This is a genomic window from Paenibacillus phoenicis, assembly GCF_034718895.1.
In the GTDB taxonomy this organism is placed as follows: Bacteria; Bacillota; Bacilli; order Paenibacillales; family Paenibacillaceae; genus Fontibacillus; species Fontibacillus phoenicis.
In genome coordinates, this window is the sequence record NZ_JAYERP010000001.1 from 4,484,507 (window position 1) to 4,503,209 (window position 18,703).

Consider the following 18,703-nt stretch of genomic DNA (forward strand, 5'->3'; position numbering starts at 1 on the left):
GATTTGGAGCTAAAAAACTGCAAAAGTGCAGGCTTTTTCTGCCCATTTCCGGAAATCCGGCGTTTCGAGCGAAAAAAAACTGCACTTTTGCATCAATTTCGTGATTTTCTCCCATTTTGACTAAAATAACTGCACTTTTGCAGGAATCGTAGCGGCTACAGTGAGAGTGAGTTGGGGTAAGGATCCCAGTCTGAGTAACAGTCGCAGTTGAAGTGTAATCCCCGTTAAGCGGGAACCGGCAGCTGCTGGGCCAGCGTCGCCACAAATTGTTCGAGGAACGCTTGGTCTTCCGCGTCAAAGCGTCCTTTCCGCGGACTATCGATGTCCAGGACGCCGATCAGCCGGTCTTCCTTAACGATCGGTACGACGATCTCGCTGTTGGATGCCGCATCACAGGCAATGTGGCCTGGAAAAGCATGGACATCCTCCACCCGCAGCGTTTCGCGGCGTTCTGCGCTGGTGCCGCAGACCCCTTTGCCAAGCGGGATCCGGATGCAGGCCGGCAGGCCTTGAAACGGTCCGAGCACCAGCTCGTTGCCGTCGTATAAGTAAAAGCCGACCCAGTTGATATCCTCCAGGTAATGGTTCAACAGCGCAGCCGCATTGGCTAGATTGGCTACCTGGTTAGTCTCCCCGCTGATGAGCGCTTGAAGCTGCGACAAGACGGCTTGCTGCCGCTCTTCGCGGGTACCGCTATATTCATTGGCATGAAACATGCATGATTCCCTCCTTAAAAACTGCGGGCGAGATAAGGTTGCCGGCAGCGATACAACTATTATAAAGAAGTTTTTTGTCGAGGGATAGCATCCCTAAGAGCGAAGAACCGTTTATATCTTACAAAGTCCGACACTCAGTGCTATTTTTTATCAAATTTGCAAAATATGTTTTTTGGCATCATGCGGTAAAATAGGGACAAGATTAATGAAAAGGTGATTTTTATGGTACCTCAATCTCTCCGAGGCACAAGCCGTACCAATAATAAAATCAGCAACGACTTGAAGGCGACCATCGAGCACCTGCGCACGGAATTGATGAATGCCGCTACTCAAGATAACTTCAGCAGCGGCGCCATTCTGGAAATAAGCCAGCGCCTGGACCAGTATATCGTGATGGCCCAAAGTCAAATGCTCGGCAAGTAAGCGGCCTCTGGCATTTCCGCGCCAAGAACCTTCTCGATGAAGCCATGTACCACTTCGGCATACCGCTTCGGGTTGATGCCGTAGGCATTGGCATGGACCGCGCCTTCCACGAGCAGCAGTTCTTTAGGTTCAGGCTTCACTTGGTACATTTCCCGGCTCATATAAGTCGGAACGTAGTTGTCCTCCGTACCGTGGATGAATAACACCGGCAGCTTGCTGTTCTCAACGGCTTTAATTGGGCTGACCTGGTGCAGCCGGAAGCCGGCTTTGCGATGCAGCAGCTTATCGACCAGCGGCAAGAGCGGTTTGGCCGGAAGCTTGTTCAGCTTGGTGATCTGATGTCGAATGAGCTCCGTCAAGTCCGAGTAAGGGCAGTCCGCGATCACAAATTTCACGTTCGGATGGGCGATGGCAAGATACTCCAGCACCGTTCCACCCCCCAAAGATTGGCCATGCAGGCCGATCACACTATTCTCCCCGTAATTCTCCAAAATCCAGTTTACCCAGGCTTGGACATCGTATTTTTCCTGATATCCATAGGTCGTGTAGTTTCCTTCACTGCCGCCATGTCGACGTTGATCGACCAGCAGAATGTTAAACCCTGCCTTCCGGAACACGTCAATGTATTGCGTGGAGGCGAGCAAGGAAACCGTATAGCCGTGTACGATGATCATCCAGCGTTGGCTTCCAGGAAACAGTTCCAAAACATACCCGTTGAGCTTCAGCCCATCTCGGGATCGGACTTGAACCTGTCGTTTGGGCAGCCGTTCGAATTGGTCGCGGGTAAATACCCCGGTTCGTTCCAAATACTCGTAAATGCTCTCGTTCGTCTGCAGCCGCATCTGGGTGATTTGGCGCACCGCAAACCGCGGCAAGCCGCTTACGAATGCCAATACAATCAGCATGAAGAACAAAATAACGATCGTAAATACCATGTCGCTGGGTTCCTCCTTGCGAGCCTATCCGTGAAGCTCTCTTACGTTTTTATAGTATCACCGAAAAGTTGGAAGGAAAATCGCCATACGGAAAATTTACCCCGTCCCTTTGACGAGCCCATTCCGATATGATTAGCTAGTAAAGGATGTAGCGATTAATGACCACAGGTGGAAAGGGGGAGAAGGCGGGCGTGTACAAATGCGGCGGAGACATTCCTGTGCTGGAAAGCGAACGGCTAAGGCTGCGGCGGATGGAGCGAAGCGATGCCGAGGTGATGTTTCGGTATTGGAGCGATCCGGAAGTCATTAAGTATATGAATCTTCCGCCGTTTGCCTCGGTGGAGGATACTTGGGCAATGATTAACCTGCTGAATGGTTTATCTGAGAGCGAGGATACGCTACGTTTTGGCATTGAGCTGAAGGATGAACAGAAGCTGATTGGCAGCTGCGGCTTTAATGTTTGGGAGCTGGCCGGGGCTTATCGCGGGGAAATCGGCTATGACCTAGGCCGGGAATATTGGGGGCACGGGTATATGTCGGAGGCGCTGCGAATGCTGCTTGCGTACGGCTACGAGACGATGGGACTGAACCGGATAGAAGCGCTGGTAGATCCACGCAACAACGCTTCCCGCAAGTTGCTGAAAGCGTTTGGGTTCATGGAAGAAGGGCTGTTGCGGGAGTATCAGAAGACGGAGAACGGTTTTGTTGATTTGTTGATGTATTCTTTGTTGAAGAAAGAGTATTACTCGGGAGGAATAACCTAACGATGATGAAGTCTGAAAAAAAATACGGCGGCGGAATGCTGCACCACTTGGACCCACTCAGTAAGCTGGTCGCATTAGCTTGTATCGCTGCGCTTGCCATGCATTGGGACGAGCTGCAGCGGCAAGTGATCTTGCTGCTGGTATTGGTGGCGGGGGCCAAGCTGGGGGCCGGGATTGGCTGGGCCCGGTTATTACGGCGCATCGCCTGGATCTTAGGCTTTGGTCTGCCGTTATTTGTGGTTACCGCGCTGGCGGTGCAGCTTCGGGAGGGAAGTGCCGGGGGCGGGGGATTCCTGCCGATTTCGGCCACTGCGCTTGAGGACGCTGCCGCCGTGACTTTGCGGCTGGTGAATTTGTTTTTGTCCTCGCTGGCTTATATCGAGTCCACGAATCCCAAGGATTTTGTTGTGATGATGTCGACCCGTTTGAAGCTGCCTTACCGGTTTGTGTTTGGCGTTTCGCTGGCGATGACGTTCTTGCCGTTGCTTGCGGAGGAAGGAAGACAGGCGGCAGCCGCCCGTAAACTTCGGTTGGGTCGCAAACCGCGGGGGGTTGCAGAACGGCTTGCGCAGTGGCGGGGGCAGTTGGTCACCGTGTTCACCGGAGCGATTCGGCGTGTGGAACAAACCGCAGGAGCGATGGACGTGAAGGGCTTTGGTGCGTACCGGGAGCGCACATTTTTGCGGGATGTGCCGCTGAAGGCGGTTGGCGTATGGACGATGCTGGCAAGCTTGGTGTTGACTGCGGGCCTGTGGATGCTGTAACGGATTTTGACTTGTTGGATGTTCACTTTTTACAAGCATGCGGGCCCTAGAGATAAGGCAGTTCAGGTTAAATTTGAAAAAAAGGACTTGACGCGGACAAATTGTTAACCTAAATTATCACTTGTGGTTAACAATTCAAATGGATGAGAGGATGGTTCAAGTGAAAGAAGGAAGTTCCGACAAAGTGCTTCAGCGCTTTACGACGCTTGATATTGTACTTATGGCGATGCTGGCAGCGGCTAACGCGGTCATGACGGTGTTTCTGTCACCGGTGAATCAAGCGCTGAATGGGCTGGGGGGACCGATCCTCACCTCAACGATCACCGGTTTGTATATGATTTACGGATTGCTGGCGTATTATATTATCCGCAAACCGGGGACGGCCCTGATCACCTATGGTATCGGTGCGGTTGTCCAAGCGTTTATGGGAACGGCGTATGGCATTTTGTCCTGCTTTGTGGCTGCGGCTTGTTATTTGGTGATTGTGGAGGCGGCTTTTGCCCTCGTACGTTATAAAAACTGGAGCTTGCCGATGCTGCTGATTACCGGCGGGGCGATGGTGCCGTTGTGGTTCTTTTTTGCGGCCCAGATGTACGGTTATACGAAGTGGGGCATGGATGTTCTGCTGATCGCCCTCGTCGTTCGGGTATTAAGCGGCATGATCCTGTGCGGGCTGTTGGTCAAACTGCTGGGCGATGCGTTGGCTAGCAGCGGGCTGCTTCGCCGCTTCGCGGTCGGCCGCCGGGCGGAGGCGTAAAATGCCGGAACCGGCATTGGAGCTGCAGGACGTCAGCTATGCGTTTGAGCCCGGCGGAGTCCCGGCGCTGCGCGACGTGACGCTCACCGTGGAACGCGGGGAGTGGATGGCGGTCGTCGGCGCGAGCGGCAGCGGCAAATCGGCCCTGGCGCAGCTGATCAGCGGTTATCTCCCCCGCGCCGGGGGAGGGAGCCGCTCGGGCCGAGTACGCGTGCACGGCGTCGATCCCGCGGAAGCGGAGATCGGCGAGGTCGCCCGGCGCGTCGGGGTCGTGTTCCAGGACCCCGACGCGCAGCTCGTGCAGGGCCGGGTCGAAGACGAAGTCGCCTTCGGCCCGGAGAACCTGCGCGTGCCCGCCGCCGAGCTGGAACGGCGGGTCTCGGACGCGCTGGCGGCGGTGGCGTTGACGCCTCGCCGCCTGACGCCCGTGCACGCGCTGTCCGGCGGCGGCCGACAGCGCACGGCGATCGCGGCGGTGCTGGCGCTGGAGCCGCCGCTGCTCGTGCTCGACGAGGCGGCGGCCAGCCTCGACGCCGCCTCGCGCCGGCGGCTGCTGGCGCTGCTGCGCCGCCTGCACGGCGATGGCCGGACCATCGTGACGATGTCCGGCCGGATGGACGAGCTCGCGCTGGCTGCGCCGCGGCTCGTCGTGTTGGACGCCGGAACCGTCGCGTTGGACGGTCCGGCGGAGCGCATCCGCCGCGGCGCGAGCGCGCGGCTGGAAGCGCTGGGCCTGCTGCCGGCCGGCACATCGGCGGCGGCAGCAGGCCCAGGCCCAAGCGGCGGCGGCCCGGAGGGGCACGCCGCCCTTGCTAAGGCGACGGCAGCGGAGCTCGCCTCAGCGCCGGCCCCAGCCCCGGCGCGTGTCTCGGCTGAGCTCGCTCAAGCTCCAGCCGAGCACACGCCCGCCGCCGAGCGTCCCGCAGCGCCCGCCCCGGCTCCCGCGGCCGCTGCGCCGGTGTTCCGCACCCCCCTGCTCGAAGCGCGCGGGCTCAGCTACGCCTTCGCCCGCGGGGCCGAGCCGGTGCTGCGGGATGTTAGCCTCACGCTGTACCCTGGCGAATGGCGGCTGCTGTGCGGGGACAACGGCTCCGGCAAAACCACATTGTCCCGCCTGCTGATGGGCCTTCTGCGCCCGCCCAAAGGGACGGTGTTCTGGCAGGGCAAGGATACCGCTCGCCGGACGCTGTACGATCTGGCGTCCGAGATCGGCTACGTGTTCCAGCAGCCGGAGCAGCAATTCGTTGCTTCGACGGTGCTGGACGAGCTGCTGTACAGCCCGCGCGCTGAGCTTGGGCTGCGGCCGCGGGATCCTGTGCCGGAGGAATGGCGGCAGCGCGCGGAACGGATGCTGGAGGCGATCGGCTTAAGCGGTAAAACCGGCGATTCCCCGTATTGGTTAAGCGGCGGGGAGAAGCGGCTCCTGAGCGCAGCCTCTGTCATGATCTGCCCGAAGCGGCTGTATATTCTCGATGAGCCCACGGCGGGCATCGATTACAGCGGTGTCCGCTTGTTAACGGCTTTGTGCCGTGAGGCGCTGGACCAAGGTGCCGCGCTGATCATGATCACCCATGAGCCGGAGTTGTTTGAAGGCCAACGGGTCAAGCGTTGGCGGATCGCGGAAGGGCAGCTTCAGGACGAAGAGCGGGATTAAAGCTGGACAGGAAACGGTACGATAACGATGAAGCAGACGATCCAATAGACGATACGTAAACATGCGGACGACAAACCAGGAAAGGGCCTGTGTTTGTTGTCCGCTTTCTTTTTTCAGAGGGTTGAATTATAATGAGTGTTTATGGAATCCTTGCCCGGAAAGTAAAGAAAGGAAGTTTTATTCATCATGAAACCAATGCAATTGAAACGGAATTATATTTTAACGGGCTTGCTGCTGTCCACGTTTTTAGCGGCGATCGAAGGGACTGTCATCGGTCCGGCAGGCCCGCGGATCGTTGGCGATCTGGGCGGCGCCCGGCTGCTGAGCTGGGTGTTTACCGCCTATTTGCTGACCATGTCCGTCACTACGCCGATTTTTGGGAAAATCAGCGATTTGTACGGCCGCAAACCGGTGTTTGTGATCAGTTCCCTGCTGTTCTTGGCGGGTTCGGTCCTGTCCGGCACGGCGCACAGCATGGGACAGCTGATCGGGTTCCGCGCCTTGCAGGGGATCGGAGCCGGCGGCCTGCTGCCGGTGACGTTTACGATTATCGGCGACATTTATTCCATCGAGGAACGCTCCAAGATTCAGGGCTGGATCAGCTCGGTTTGGGGCATTTCTTCTTTGATCGGGCCGCTGCTGGGCGGATATGTCGTGGATTCATTGAATTGGCGTTGGGCATTCTATTTTAATGTACCGTTTGGCCTGCTGTCGCTCTATTTCATCATCGTCTATCTGCATGAACAGATTGAAAAACGGAAGGTGAAGGTGGACTATTTGGGAGCGGTCACCTTTACGATTGGCGTTTCCGCTTTGCTGATTGGGCTGGCGACGGGCGGACAACAGTTTGATTGGGTTTCGCCTTGGCTGATCGGGATTTTTGCTGTGGCGGCCTGCTTCCTGGTGCTGTTCTTCGTCGTTGAGCAACGGGCCGAGGAACCGCTGGTGCCGCTGAAGCTGTTCCGTATCCGGGATATCGCCTTCTCCAATATCACCAGTCTGTTGGCAAGCGCCCTGCTCATCGGGTTAACCTCGTATCTGCCGCTCTGGGTTCAAGGAGTGCAGGGGCAAAATGCGACGACCTCCGGTCTCGTACTCGCCCCCATGTCCATCGGTTGGATGCTTGGCTCGGTGTTGGGCGGCCGTTGGATCATTACCCGCGGCTCCCGTAACACTTCGCTGATCGGAATGGTGATCATCGCCCTCGGTGCGTTAGGATTGGCTACGATCCAAGGCGGAACGCCGATCTGGCCGCTGTTGATTTATAACGCGCTGTACGGGATCGGGTTTGGTTTTTCGTTTACCGTATTTACGATCATCTCCCAATCCTCCGTTGGTTATAACCTGCGCGGCGCCTCTACGGCGCTAAATTCCTTCGTCAAATCGATTGGGCAGACGATTGGGGTCACCGCCTTTGGTACCTTGATTAATCTGCAGATTGTTGCCCAGACGAAGAATGGCACGGCGGCAGGGATCCCGATCTCCCAGGATGATATCGACCAGCTGCTGTCTCCGGAAAAAGTCCACTCGCTCGCCCCCAAGCTATGGAGTGAGCTAAAGGATGTACTGGCACAAAGCCTGCATACGCTGTTTATCGTGATGGCCGTGCTTGGCATCGTTGGCATCCTATGCGCTTTCGGGCTGCGTAACCAGGCACCGGAGCAGGAGGAGGGCGCCGAGGCGGGCGAGCCCTCTATAGATAGAGCTTAACTTCATATGGGGTTACAGCGGGCGGTCCCTTCATGGGACGGCCCGTTTTGCTTTTTGGCGGACCTTGGGTAGCCGCGGTCTACAGTCTCTTTTGCATCAAACGGTATAAAAAAGCCTGCCTCTCCGCACCTTAACAGGAAAGGGGAGGTGTAACTATGAACAAGGTCATGAACGTTGACCAACACACGCTCGTCAACGCTTGGCAGAAGCAGCTGCCGGAATACTTGAACCCGGGAGACTCCGTACAGGTGCAAGCTGATGGGGCGGACCCCCAGGGGCTGCGGATTCATATCAATGCGGCGGGACATCAGCTTTATTCCTTCGATTTTCAATGCTCTTATATGGACCCGCGCGAGGTTCGTGTCGAGCTGGTAGATGTGGAGCGGGATGGGCAGGCCATTGCGGAGAACAGCCAGGAAATTCAGGAGTTAACCGGAGACTATGTCCGTCATATTCATGAATGCGCGCAAGCTTTGGCGCCGCTGACGAACCCTTAACAACGAGAAAGCGAGGACCTATGCGATGGCACGAAGCAAATCGGGAATCGATAAAAATTTGACGAATGTCGTAGAGGATCTGGACCGGACCCCGGTCAACGCACACCAAGCCCAGCAGATGCAGCAAAAGGTGAATGACCGCCGGCACCGCGACATTAACAACCGCGACCACAACAAGGATATGGATCCGACCCATTAGGGTTTGGAGCATTCCATAAAAAATCACCTTATCGGGTTCATGGTCCTGAGATAAGGTGATTTCATCACTCTATTCTATGTAAGGGAATTCTCACGGATCTCCCGAAGTAGGCTGTATCCAGGTTCATCATGCCGACGATCCATGGAAACAGCCTATTTGTTTTATTTCCGCAACAACGGGGCAAGCTTCTCGGCTTCACGGCCCATTTTCTTCAGCAATTCGATCATGACCTTCTTCTCCTCATCCGTCAGCCCGCTCAGCGCGTGGTCAATCCGCTCCGCATACTCCGGATACAGCCGGTCCATCAGCTCTTTGCCTTTAGGTGTCAGATTGGCATAAATTACACGACGGTCGCGCGGGCAAGGCGTTCGGTGCAGCAAGCCGGCCGCTTCCAGCTTATCGATCACATACGTCACGTTCCCGCTTTGCAGCAGCAGCTTCGCGCCGATTTGTTGAATCGGCTGAGAGCCTTTGTAATACAGGACCTCCAGAACGGCAAAGGCCGTAGGATTAAATCCTTGGATTTTGCTCCCCATGACCGCATGCTCGTTGACGCTCTTAAATGATTTGGCAAAAACCCGGTACAAATGCAGTGACAAATCCGTTCCGCGTTGTTCGGTGGTCATCATGTGCATCCCGCCCTTATTTTATATTTGTGAATCTTTGAACTTGATCGAGTACTTGTAATCTTAAACCACCTTAGATTTAAAAAAAATATAATTTATCACAATTTGCGTCTTTTTTGTATGGAAATAAATGTAATTCTCTCTGCCTTAGGACCACAAAAATTTCATTCTGCGGCGCAGGGACGGAATCGGCCCCGAGACGGATGGAATCCCCCTTCCGTTTCATTAAGATAACTTCATAAATCAAAGCGGAGTAGGGGATGTCGAAGATGAGAAGATTGGGGAAAGGTTTGGCCAGCCGGGAAACTTCCGGCCTCTTGCGAAATCGTGCTTATTTAGCGCTGTTATCGGCGCAGTTGGTATCCAACATCGGCGACTGGTTGTATTTGCTCGCCTTGCTGACGATGGTTGGCTTGAAATGGCAGGCCACGCCTTGGGAAATTACAATGGTCTCGCTTTGTATGGTGTTGCCGGTATTGTTGGGCGGACCGTTGGCGGGCATGCTGGCGGACCGATTTGAACGCAAAAAGCTGATGGTCTTCTCCGACCTTGTGCGGTTTGGGGTGCTGCTCGGCTTCGTGTTCGTAACGGAGATCTGGCAGGTGTACGTCCTGTTAATCTTCAAGGGAATCTTGGACGTCATCTTCTCCCCGGCCAAGAACGGGAAAATTAAAGAGATTGTACCGCATGAGCAGTTGGAACAGGCCGTTTCCTACAGTGCGATCATTGAACAGGGCACCAAAATTATCGGTCCGGCTCTGGGCGGGATGCTGACGGCGGCATTTAGCGTAACCGTATGTTTTGTGGTGGATGCGGGAACCTTTCTCGTTTCGGCGCTCTTGTTAACCAAGGTGCCGGGCAAGTTGCGGAGCGTTGCAGCATTGTCGAAACCGGCGGAAGGGGAAGCCGGGGAATCAGCGGCATCCGGGAAACAGAAGCGGGGGTTTTGGGCAGAAATGGCGGCCGGCATCAAAATCATCGGCGGAATTCCGCTGCTTGCCATTGCCACATTGATCCTGTGCGCGTGTTTGCTCGTTCTGCAGATCGCCGATTCGCAAGCCGTGGTTTTGTTCCGGGAGATCCCTGGGGTGCCCGATGACTTGCTGGGGTGGTGCATTACGTTTAGCGGGGTAGGCACCTTAACTGCGGCGTGGCTCACGCAGCGCCTCAAGATCACTCCGCTGTATAAAATGGGGATCGGCGGAGCCATGCTGGGGTTGGTGTTCGCGGCAGCAGGCTTTATCGTGAGCCGGGTCACGTTTACCGACGGAGTCATGGCGTTGATGCTGGCATTGTTCGCATTCGCCGGATTAGGCGCGGGGATGACGTTTATCCCGTTCCAGGTCACGCTGCAGCAGCGGACCCCGGAAGCGGTGACCGGGCGCGTTTTTGGAACGGTATCGAGCTTGACCTCGACCGCAACGCTGATCGGACCGTTGTTTGGCGGCTCGCTGGTGACCGCCTTTGGGCCGGAACCCGCCTTCATTGTATCGGGCAGCCTGATGGCCGTCATCGGCTTCCTGCTCTTGTCGATTGCCCCGGCCATTATGAAGCGGGACCGCGCCGCAGCTGTACCGGCAGTGGAGACTGTGGGAGCTGTGGAGGCGTAATGGAACGGAAGTGAATATTCATCAGGCGGGATACGAGTCAGGGATGGCCGCCATCAAACAAATTTCGCTCGAAGTGAAGCCCGGTGTTCTTACCGGGCTGATCGGGCTTAACGGAGCGGGGAAGAGCACCACGCTGAAGGCGATTGTCCTGCTGCCGTTTGCGGACGCCGAGGTGACATTTCATGGCGGGGCGAACCATTATGCTTATATTCCGGAGCAGCCGGTATTTTACGATACGCTGACGTTATGGGAGCATTTGGGGCTGGCCGCCCGCAGCAAAACATCTATGACAACGATGGCGTCTAAGGCATCCACGGGCGTATTGCTCGCCAGATGGCTTGGCGGCTTCTCCCGTGAAATGGGCTTATCCTTCAGACGATGGAGATCGTAGGCGAGGGTAGCCCCCATTTAAATCATAGGATAGGTCATAAAGCGCTTTACTAGATCCGCGAAAAACAACCTGGTATTGTAATTCTGACGCCGGGTTGTTTTATTTTTTTGTTTGTCCGCGCTCGTCTCAAAAACCGCCGTTTCGACCGAGAAATTGAGAATTCCCGATTTTTCTAAACCTTTGTCGAGATCTACCCAAGCCCCAAAAAATGATTGCGCTCACTGCAAATTTATAGTAAAAAGTTAATTAAGCGCTTCACTTAATTTGAACATAGAAGTTTACGATAAATTGAAAGCGTTGTATTTTTAAGCGATTAATGAAAAGTGGGAGGGCAAAATGCGGACGATCCGGCTTACAATGGCACAAGCGTTGTTAAGGTTTCTGGACAATCAATACGTATCCGTCGACGGTGTCGAGACGAAGTTCGTGGCTGGGGTCATGGGCATCTTTGGCCATGGCAATGTAACGGGCATCGGGGAGGCGCTGGAACGAAGCCCAGGCAAGCTAGTATACGTGCAAGGCAAGAACGAGCAAGGCATGGCCCATGCGGCGATCGCGTTTGCGAAGCAATCGCGGCGCCGGCGCATCTACGCGTGCACGACCTCGATAGGTCCTGGCGCGCTGAACATGGTGACCGCAGCCGGGACGGCAACGGTCAATCGTATCCCGCTGCTGCTATTGCCCGGCGACAACTTCGCCTCACGGCAGCCTGATCCGGTGCTGCAGCAACTGGAAGCCGGCCACGACTACACGATCGCGGCGACGGATTGCTTCAAGCCGGTAAGCAAGTATTGGGATCGCATCGTTCGTCCGGAGCAGTTGATGACCGCAGCGCTGAACGCGATGCGCGTGCTGACGGACCCGGCAGAGACGGGGGCGGTGACGCTTGCGCTTCCGCAGGATGTTCAGGCAGAGGCTTATGATTACCCGGAGGCGTTTTTTGACAAGCGGGTGCATGTCATTGAGCGGCATCGTCCGTCTGAGGAGGCGCTCCGTCGGGCGGCGGAAGCCATCTCAGCCAAGCGCCGTCCGATCATCGTTGCAGGCGGCGGCGTGCGTTATTCCGGGGCGGAGGCTGAGCTGGCGGCATTCGCCGAGCGCTTTGGCATTCCGGTGGCGGAGACGCAGGCGGGCAAAGGCGTCCTGCCTTGGAACCATCCGCTTAACGTCGGCGGCATTGGAGTCACCGGCGGCCTCGCGGCGAATCGGCTCGCCCATCAGGCCGATCTCGTCATCGGCGTCGGTACGCGGTATTCCGACTTTACGACCGCATCCAAGTCGGCGTACCGGGAAGACGCGCTGTTTGTGAATGTGAACGTCAGCCGGCTGGACGGCGTCAAGCTGGACGGGATCCCGCTTGCGGGAGATGCGAAGGCAACGCTGCCGGCGCTTGCGGAAATTTTGGCGGCGGCGGGGTATGCGTCAGCTTACGGCGAAACGGAGATCGAAGCGCTCAAGGCCGAGTGGGATCGGGAGGTCGACCGGTTATATGGGCTGGAACGCGAAGACGGGCTTGCGCAGACACGTGCGCTTGGGGTGATCAATAAGACGATCGGCGACGAAGCGGTTATCGTATGCGCAGCGGGCAGTCTGCCCGGCGACCTGCAGCGGCTGTGGCGGACGTCCCGGCCGGATACCTACCATATGGAATACGGCTTCTCCTGTATGGGCTATGAAGTGAGCGGCGCCTTTGGGGTCTCGCTGGCGGCGCCGCAGCGGGACGTATACGCCTTGGTCGGGGACGGCAGCTATTTGATGCTTCACTCCGAGCTGCTCACCAGCTTGCAGGAAGGCCGTAAAATCACGGTCCTGCTGTTTAATAACCACGGCTTCCAATGCATTCACAACTTGCAACGCGAGCATGGAAGCGACGGATTTGGCAACGAATTCCGTTATCGGGAGGCCGGCACAGGCCGCTACACGGGCGAGGTGCTTCCCATCGACTTCGCCGCGCACGCCCGCAGTCTTGGTGCAGCTTCGTATAAGGCAGCGAACACGGAGGAGCTGCGCGAGGCGCTTCGCCTGGCCCAGGCAGAGACGCGGACGACGCTGATCGAGATCGCGGTGCTGCCGGGCACCAACACGGAGGGCTACGAGTCCTGGTGGAACGTCGGCGTCCCCGCCGTCTCGACGGGCGAGCGGGTTGTGAAGGCCCACGAAGCCATGAACGAGCGCATTCGGCAGGCAAGAGCTTATTAATCGAAACCGGCAACGGGGAGGGATGAGGATGGGAGGTTTTTCTTTTCGCTTAGGGGCGCATCCGATTAATTGGGTGGGGGAAGACGTCAAGGAGCATGGAGCGGACACGACGTACGAACAAATCCTGGATGATATCCAAGCGCTGGGCTTGACGGGAACGGAGATGGGGAGAAAATATCCAACCGAGATCGGCGTGCTGAAGCAGGAGTTGTCCAAACGCGGCATCCAACTGGTCTCGCAATGGAAGTCGGTGCTCTTCTCTGATCCGGCTTATCGGGAGCAGGAACTGGAGGCATACCGGAAGCATGTAAAGTTTCTGAAAGAGATGGGGGCTGAGGTGATAAGCACGTGCGAAGTTGGCGGTTCACTGCACTTTGATCCGCGACGAACGCCAAACGAGCGGAACGTTATTCCTTTGGACGATGCGGGATGGAGCAGCTTGGCTGAAGGTCTTAACGCTGCCGGCCGCATCGCCCGCGAGTACGGGCTGAAGCTGACCTACCACCACCATGGCGGCACGGTCATCGAAGGGCCCGATGAGATCGACAAGCTGATGGAGCTGACCGATCCGGAATCGGTGTGGCTGCTGTTTGATACCGGGCACGCGCTGTACGGCGGGGCGGACCCGCTGACAGTGCTCCGCAAGCATTACGACCGCATCGCCTACGTTCATCTGAAGGACGTGCGCGACGACAGGCTGCGTAAGCTAAAAGAAGCCGGCTCCGACTTCATCACCTGCATTCGTGAAGGCGTATTCACGGTTCCGGGCGACGGCTGCATCGATTTTGGGACGATCATCGCTGAGCTGGTCAGCCGCGGTTACAGCGGTTGGGCCATGCTTGAGGGCGAGCAGGATCCGGCGGAGCATCCGCCGCGGGAATATGCAGCGAAGGCGCTTGCCTATCTGCACTCGCTGATTCCGACTGAAGGAGGGGACCCTTCATGACAACGTTGGTTTCGCTGTTCCCGGAGAACCGGAGGTTTGACCTCACGGCGCTTGGACGGCTATGTATTGACCTTAACGCGAACGAAATTAACCGCCCGATGGAGCAGACGGTGACGTTCACCAAGTATGTTGGGGGTTCGCCCGCGAATATTGCCATCGGCATGAGCCGGCTTGGCCGGCGCGTCGCCTTCATCGGTAAATTGGCCGACGATCAGATGGGCCGATTTATTCGAACGTACCTGCGCGATAACGGCATCGACGACAGCGGCGTCTCGACGGACCACACCGGCGCGGTCACCGGGCTTGCGTTCACGGAAATCAAGAGCCCTACGGATTGCAGCATCCTGATGTATCGGGATAATGTGGCCGATCTGAAGCTTGGCCCGCTGGAGGTGAATGAATCGCTGATTGCGGAGAGCAGAGCGCTCTTGATCTCGGGTACAGCACTGGCCGCAAGTCCGTCTCGGGAGGCGGTATTCGTCGCCCTGGAGTATGCCCGGGCTCACGGGACTCCGGTCGCTTTTGATATCGACTATCGGCCTTATACCTGGAAATCGCCGGAGGAAACGGCGGTGTACTGCCACCTTGTAGCGGAGAAAAGCGACATCATCCTCGGGACGCGCGAGGAATTCGACAGCATGGAGCGATTCGAGCAGAATTCCGACCGCAGTGACCGGTACACCGCTGCCAAGTGGTTCGATCGCGGTGCGAAGCTCGTCGTCATCAAGCATGGCAAGGAGGGGTCCATCGCCTATACGGAGGATGGCCTGGAGCATCGCGCTCCGTCGTATCCAGCAAAGGTCATCAAGACGTTTGGGGCCGGCGATGCCTATGCTTCCGGCTTCCTTCACGGACTAATGTCCGGGTGGGATGTCGCCCGGAGCATGGCTTTTGGCGGGGCGGCAGCAAGTATTGTGATTTCGAGTCACAGCTGTTCGGACGCGATGCCCACTGCCAAAGCGGTGGAGGACTATATTCAGCGCTGCGAGCGCGGGGAGATTACAGCCGGTTAACTTGAGAGGCAAGTGGGCCGGCCTATAGAAACGGGGAGAACATGCGCTATGAACTCAACGACGCTAAACAACTGGATCGGCGGACAATGGGTTAAGTCCGCATCCGAACTAACGGAGGATGTCTACAACCCGGCAACAGGCGAAGTATTGGCGAAGGTGCCGTTGTCTACGCAGGCTGAGGTGGATCAGGCGGTTTCGGCTGCGGCCGAAGCTTTTACCGCATGGAGCCGGACACCGGTTCCGCGCCGTGCACGGGTGTTGTTTAAGTACCAGCAGCTGCTTGTGGAGCATTGGGATGAATTAGCCCGCCTGATTACGCAAGAGAACGGCAAAAGCTTTAACGAGGCGCACGGCGAGGTGCTGCGCGGCATCGAATGCGTCGAATTCGCCGCAGGCGTACCTTCGCTGATGATGGGGAAGCAGCTGCCGGATATTGCCTCGAACCTGGAATCCGGCATGTACCGCTACCCGCTCGGAGTTGTCAGTGGCATCACGCCGTTTAATTTTCCGATGATGGTGCCTTGCTGGATGTTCCCGCTGGCGATTGCGTGCGGCAATACGTTTGTGCTCAAGCCGTCCGAGCGGACGCCGCTGCTGGCGAACCGGCTGGCTGAACTGTTCCATGAGGCTGGCCTGCCGCCTGGCGTGCTGAACGTCGTACACGGTGCGCATGATATTGTAAACGGCTTGCTGCAGCATCCCGGCGTCAAGGCGATCTCGTTTGTTGGCTCACAACCGGTGGCGGAATACGTGTACAAGACCGGTGCGGCCAACGGCAAACGCGTTCAGGCATTGGCTGGGGCCAAAAACTATACGATCGTAATGCCGGACGCGGATCTTGACCTTGCCGTCAAGGAGATTATCAGCGCGGCGTTTGGCTCTGCTGGCGAGCGCTGCATGGCTTGCGCCGTTGTCGTTGCCGTTGGCGACATCGCGGACGAACTTGTCGCCAGACTGTCTGAAGCTGCGGACAGGATCAAGATCGGCAACGGTCTCGACGAAGGCGTGCTCCTTGGCCCGGTTATCCGGCAGTCGCACAAGGAACGGACGATTCGCTACATCGAAAGCGGCATTACCGAAGGCGCCGTGCTCGTTCGGGATGGCCGCGAAGATGCGGCGGCAAGCGGCGAAGGCTTTTTCCTCGGGCCAACGATCTTTGATCAGGTGAATGGCGAGATGGCGATCGGCAGAGATGAGATTTTTGCGCCGGTGTTGTCGGTCATGCGGGCGAAGACGTTGGAGGAAGCGATCGAACTCGCCAACCGCTCGGAATTCGCGAACGGGGCTTGTCTGTTCACGAGCAGCGGCGCCAACGTTCGGACCTTCCGGGAGACCATTGACGCTGGGATGCTGGGCATTAATTTGGGCGTGCCTGCACCAATGGCGTTCTTCCCGTTCTCCGGTTACAAGAAGTCGTTCTACGGCGACTTGCATGCGAACGGCACAGACGGGGTCGAATTTTATACGCGCAAAAAAATGGTGACCGCTCGCTGGTTGTAACCAAGCTGAAGTTAAGTGGGAGGAACGACATGGATAAATTAAGAATCGGCGTCATCGGCGCCGGGAGAATCGGCAAAATTCACGTGGGTAATCTCAAAAGACTGCCGCAAGCAGAGGTCATCGCGATCAGCGACTTGTATGCGGACGCCGAATTGGAGAAGTGGGCACGGGAGAGGGAGATTCCGCTCGTCACGAACGACAGCGACGCGATGATTCATCATCCCGACATCGATGCGGTATTCATCTGCTCGTCCACAGACAGCCATGTTCCGCTCATCAAGAGCGCTGCGAGAAACGGTAAGCATATTTTTTGTGAAAAGCCAATCAGCATGGATATCCGTCAGACGGAGGAGGCGCTGGAGGAGGTGCGCCGTGCCGGCGTGAAGCTGCAGGTGGGCTTCAACCGCCGGTTCGATCACAATTTCCGCCGCGTCCGCGAGCATGTCGAGTCGGGGGCAATCGGTGACGTACATCTTATTAAAATTACGTCCCGCGATCCGAGTCCACCTCCGGAAGCCTACATCGCGGTATCCGGCGGCATCTTCATGGACATGATGATCCATGACTTCGACATGGCGCGCTATTTGTCCGGCAGCGAGGTGGTGGAAGTGTCCGCGCACGGCGGGGTGCTGATCGATCCCGCTTTTGCGAAATACGACGATGTGGATACGGCGATCGTGACGCTGCGCTTTGCTAACGGCGCGTTGGGCGTGATCGATTGCAGCCGTCAAGCGGCGTACGGTTATGACCAGCGTGCGGAAGCGTTTGGCTCGCTTGGCGCGGCATACGCCGACAACGACTACGCCAACACGGTGGAGCTTAGCACGTCGTCAGGCGTGCAGAGCGATAAGCCGTTATACTTCTTCCTCGAGCGCTATAACGAGGCGTACATCCTGGAGACGCAGCAATTTATTGACTGCGTGTTAAGCGGCACACCGGTTCCGGTTGACGGTGAGGACGGCTTGCAGGCGGAGCGGATCGCTCGGGCAGCGAAGCTGTCGCTTCAGGAACGGCGGATCGTCAAGCTGTCAGAGCTGGATGTGGCCGGATCGATCCATGCTGAACGCGAAGGGAGATGAGAAAATGCCAAATCTAATCGTTCGTCCTGACAAGGGAGCGTCGGGCGAGCTCCCGCTGCTGTCGGTGACGCCGGAATCCGCCGGTTGGAGCTATGTAGGCTTTGACGTGTACCGGCTGAAGCCTGGGGAGAAAATCGAACGGAGTACAGAGGATCGGGAATACTGCCTGGTGATTTTGGAAGGGAAGGCCCACGTATCAACGGCAGAGACCCGGTGGGAGGCGGTTGGCGAGCGGATGAGCGTATTTGAACGCATTCCCCCGTATGCGGTCTATGTGCCGGGCGGCAATCGGTACGAAATTGAAGCGGTGACCGAGTTGGAGCTGGCGGTCTGCCATGCGCCGGATCGGAATGGCGGCCATCCGGCTCGCCTGATCGGGCCAGAGGATATGGACAGCGAAGTCCGGGGAGAAGGGGTGACGCAGCGATATATTCACCATATTTTACCGGAACAGAAGCCTGCGGACAGCTTGCTCGTTGTCGAGGTGTTTACGCCTCCGGGGCATTGGTCCAGCTATCCCCCGCACAAGCATGATCAGGATGCCCTGCCCGATGAAGCGTTTCTGGAGGAGACATATTATTACCGGGTGAACCCGCCGCAAGGTTTTGCCGTTCAGCGCGTGTATACGGACGACGGCTCGCTTGATTCAACGCTGGCGATAAAGGATGGGGAGACGGTGCTCGTGCCAAAGGGCTATCATCCGGTGTCTGCGCCTCCGGGTTACGACGTCTATTATCTCAACGTCATGGCCGGTCCCGTCCGCACCTGGAAGATCCGCAACGACCCGGACCACGCATGGACGCTCGAACCGGCAGGCATGCGCAAGACTCAACCCGATTGAACATTTGCAAAGGCAAATGAATCATCGGATAATAGCACAATAGAGAGCGGTAACGCTCGGACTACTATCCGATAATGAA

The 18,703-nt window shown here is 57.1% G+C and carries 19 protein-coding genes; 16 read left to right on the top strand and 3 right to left on the bottom strand.

All coding sequences use genetic code 11. From position 1 onward, the window contains the following. Positions 1–224: 224 nt before the first annotated feature. Positions 225–716: a GAF domain-containing protein gene (locus U9M73_RS20950; protein WP_009224076.1), complete on the bottom strand. Its 492-nt coding sequence runs from the start codon at positions 714–716 to the stop codon at positions 225–227. Positions 717–938: 222 nt separating this feature from the next. On the opposite strand from U9M73_RS20950, the gene U9M73_RS20955 reads away from it, so the two are divergent. Next, entirely contained in the window at positions 939–1,139 is a 201-nt protein-coding gene (locus tag U9M73_RS20955) for an aspartyl-phosphate phosphatase Spo0E family protein (protein ID WP_036644485.1), read from the top strand. Here the strand turns inward: U9M73_RS20955 and U9M73_RS20960 are convergent. Further along, positions 1,121–2,074 (bottom strand): alpha/beta hydrolase, encoded by a 954-nt coding sequence (locus tag U9M73_RS20960; protein WP_009224078.1) that lies wholly within the window; start codon positions 2,072–2,074, stop codon positions 1,121–1,123. The genes U9M73_RS20955 and U9M73_RS20960 overlap by 19 nt on opposite strands. Before the next feature lie 158 nt (positions 2,075–2,232). Here U9M73_RS20960 and U9M73_RS20965 point away from each other — a divergent pair, with 158 nt between their 5' ends. From U9M73_RS20965 to U9M73_RS20995, 7 genes are all read left to right on the top strand, one after another. Further along, the gene (locus U9M73_RS20965) at positions 2,233–2,838 is read left to right on the top strand and encodes a GNAT family N-acetyltransferase (protein WP_009224079.1); all 606 of its coding nucleotides are present in this window, start codon (positions 2,233–2,235) and stop codon (positions 2,836–2,838) included. 2 nt (positions 2,839–2,840) lie between these two features. Further along, positions 2,841–3,602 carry an energy-coupling factor transporter transmembrane component T family protein gene (locus U9M73_RS20970; protein ID WP_260071540.1) on the top strand — a complete coding sequence of 254 codons (762 nt, stop codon included), beginning with the start codon at positions 2,841–2,843 and terminating at the stop codon, positions 3,600–3,602. A gap of 151 nt (positions 3,603–3,753) precedes the next feature. Then, complete coding sequence (locus tag U9M73_RS20975) at positions 3,754–4,359, top strand: ECF transporter S component (RefSeq protein WP_009224081.1); 606 nt, start codon at positions 3,754–3,756, stop codon at positions 4,357–4,359. Between the two features lies 1 nt (position 4,360). Then, a complete protein-coding gene (locus U9M73_RS20980; RefSeq protein ID WP_323078971.1) occupies positions 4,361–6,013 on the top strand; it encodes an ABC transporter ATP-binding protein in 1,653 nt (550 codons plus the stop codon). Positions 6,014–6,199: 186 nt separating this feature from the next. Continuing rightward, a complete protein-coding gene (locus U9M73_RS20985; RefSeq protein ID WP_323078973.1) occupies positions 6,200–7,723 on the top strand; it encodes an MDR family MFS transporter in 1,524 nt (507 codons plus the stop codon). A 155-nt stretch (positions 7,724–7,878) separates the two neighbouring features. Continuing rightward, positions 7,879–8,220 carry a hypothetical protein gene (locus U9M73_RS20990; RefSeq protein WP_009224084.1) on the top strand — a complete coding sequence of 114 codons (342 nt, stop codon included), beginning with the start codon at positions 7,879–7,881 and terminating at the stop codon, positions 8,218–8,220. 25 nt (positions 8,221–8,245) lie between these two features. Then, positions 8,246–8,419, top strand: a complete 174-nt coding sequence (locus U9M73_RS20995) for a hypothetical protein (RefSeq protein WP_260071806.1) — start codon at positions 8,246–8,248, stop codon at positions 8,417–8,419. A 161-nt stretch (positions 8,420–8,580) separates the two neighbouring features. Here U9M73_RS20995 and U9M73_RS21000 read toward each other — a convergent pair whose 3' ends face one another. Beyond that, positions 8,581–9,048, bottom strand: coding sequence for a MarR family winged helix-turn-helix transcriptional regulator (locus U9M73_RS21000; protein ID WP_009224086.1), 468 nt, complete (start codon positions 9,046–9,048; stop codon positions 8,581–8,583). A 266-nt stretch (positions 9,049–9,314) separates the two neighbouring features. On the opposite strand from U9M73_RS21000, the gene U9M73_RS21005 reads away from it, so the two are divergent. The 8 genes from U9M73_RS21005 (at position 9,315) to iolB (ending at position 18,624) form a co-directional block, all read left to right on the top strand. Beyond that, positions 9,315–10,655: an MFS transporter gene (locus U9M73_RS21005; RefSeq protein ID WP_260071805.1), complete on the top strand. Its 1,341-nt coding sequence runs from the start codon at positions 9,315–9,317 to the stop codon at positions 10,653–10,655. A 10-nt stretch (positions 10,656–10,665) separates the two neighbouring features. Continuing rightward, positions 10,666–11,046 (top strand): ATP-binding cassette domain-containing protein, encoded by a 381-nt coding sequence (locus U9M73_RS21010; protein WP_260071804.1) that lies wholly within the window; start codon positions 10,666–10,668, stop codon positions 11,044–11,046. A gap of 336 nt (positions 11,047–11,382) precedes the next feature. Continuing rightward, positions 11,383–13,245: a 3D-(3,5/4)-trihydroxycyclohexane-1,2-dione acylhydrolase (decyclizing) gene (iolD, locus tag U9M73_RS21015; RefSeq protein WP_323078978.1), complete on the top strand. Its 1,863-nt coding sequence runs from the start codon at positions 11,383–11,385 to the stop codon at positions 13,243–13,245. A 28-nt stretch (positions 13,246–13,273) separates the two neighbouring features. Beyond that, complete coding sequence (gene iolE / locus U9M73_RS21020) at positions 13,274–14,191, top strand: myo-inosose-2 dehydratase (protein WP_323078979.1); 918 nt, start codon at positions 13,274–13,276, stop codon at positions 14,189–14,191. Then, positions 14,188–15,204, top strand: coding sequence for a 5-dehydro-2-deoxygluconokinase (gene iolC / locus U9M73_RS21025; protein ID WP_009224091.1), 1,017 nt, complete (start codon positions 14,188–14,190; stop codon positions 15,202–15,204). Before iolE ends, iolC begins: the two co-directional genes overlap by 4 nt. A 48-nt stretch (positions 15,205–15,252) precedes the next feature. Further along, positions 15,253–16,704: a CoA-acylating methylmalonate-semialdehyde dehydrogenase gene (locus U9M73_RS21030; protein ID WP_323078980.1), complete on the top strand. Its 1,452-nt coding sequence runs from the start codon at positions 15,253–15,255 to the stop codon at positions 16,702–16,704. Between the two features lie 29 nt (positions 16,705–16,733). Beyond that, positions 16,734–17,783, top strand: coding sequence for an inositol 2-dehydrogenase (gene iolG, locus U9M73_RS21035; protein ID WP_009224093.1), 1,050 nt, complete (start codon positions 16,734–16,736; stop codon positions 17,781–17,783). Positions 17,784–17,787: 4 nt separating this feature from the next. Continuing rightward, positions 17,788–18,624 (top strand): 5-deoxy-glucuronate isomerase, encoded by an 837-nt coding sequence (iolB, locus tag U9M73_RS21040; RefSeq protein ID WP_009224094.1) that lies wholly within the window; start codon positions 17,788–17,790, stop codon positions 18,622–18,624. The last annotated feature ends 79 nt before the right edge of the window (positions 18,625–18,703 follow it).

Bases quoted from the DNA above. Each gene is read 5' to 3' on its own strand.
- iolB (WP_009224094.1), top strand. From the start codon at position 17,788: ATGCCAAATCTAATCGTTCGTCCTGACAAGGGAGCGTCGGGCGAGCTC.
- iolG (WP_009224093.1), top strand. From the start codon at position 16,734: ATGGATAAATTAAGAATCGGCGTCATCGGCGCCGGGAGAATCGGCAAA.
- U9M73_RS21005 (WP_260071805.1), top strand. From the start codon at position 9,315: ATGAGAAGATTGGGGAAAGGTTTGGCCAGCCGGGAAACTTCCGGCCTC.
- iolE (WP_323078979.1), top strand. From the start codon at position 13,274: ATGGGAGGTTTTTCTTTTCGCTTAGGGGCGCATCCGATTAATTGGGTG.
- U9M73_RS20965 (WP_009224079.1), top strand. From the start codon at position 2,233: ATGACCACAGGTGGAAAGGGGGAGAAGGCGGGCGTGTACAAATGCGGC.
- U9M73_RS21000 (WP_009224086.1), bottom strand. From the start codon at position 9,048: ATGATGACCACCGAACAACGCGGAACGGATTTGTCACTGCATTTGTAC.
- iolC (WP_009224091.1), top strand. From the start codon at position 14,188: ATGACAACGTTGGTTTCGCTGTTCCCGGAGAACCGGAGGTTTGACCTC.
- U9M73_RS20950 (WP_009224076.1), bottom strand. From the start codon at position 716: ATGTTTCATGCCAATGAATATAGCGGTACCCGCGAAGAGCGGCAGCAA.
- U9M73_RS20970 (WP_260071540.1), top strand. From the start codon at position 2,841: ATGATGAAGTCTGAAAAAAAATACGGCGGCGGAATGCTGCACCACTTG.
- U9M73_RS20960 (WP_009224078.1), bottom strand. From the start codon at position 2,074: ATGGTATTTACGATCGTTATTTTGTTCTTCATGCTGATTGTATTGGCA.
- U9M73_RS21030 (WP_323078980.1), top strand. From the start codon at position 15,253: ATGAACTCAACGACGCTAAACAACTGGATCGGCGGACAATGGGTTAAG.
- iolD (WP_323078978.1), top strand. From the start codon at position 11,383: ATGCGGACGATCCGGCTTACAATGGCACAAGCGTTGTTAAGGTTTCTG.
- U9M73_RS20980 (WP_323078971.1), top strand. From the start codon at position 4,361: ATGCCGGAACCGGCATTGGAGCTGCAGGACGTCAGCTATGCGTTTGAG.
- U9M73_RS20975 (WP_009224081.1), top strand. From the start codon at position 3,754: ATGGTTCAAGTGAAAGAAGGAAGTTCCGACAAAGTGCTTCAGCGCTTT.
- U9M73_RS20995 (WP_260071806.1), top strand. From the start codon at position 8,246: ATGGCACGAAGCAAATCGGGAATCGATAAAAATTTGACGAATGTCGTA.
- U9M73_RS20990 (WP_009224084.1), top strand. From the start codon at position 7,879: ATGAACAAGGTCATGAACGTTGACCAACACACGCTCGTCAACGCTTGG.
- U9M73_RS20985 (WP_323078973.1), top strand. From the start codon at position 6,200: ATGAAACCAATGCAATTGAAACGGAATTATATTTTAACGGGCTTGCTG.
- U9M73_RS20955 (WP_036644485.1), top strand. From the start codon at position 939: ATGGTACCTCAATCTCTCCGAGGCACAAGCCGTACCAATAATAAAATC.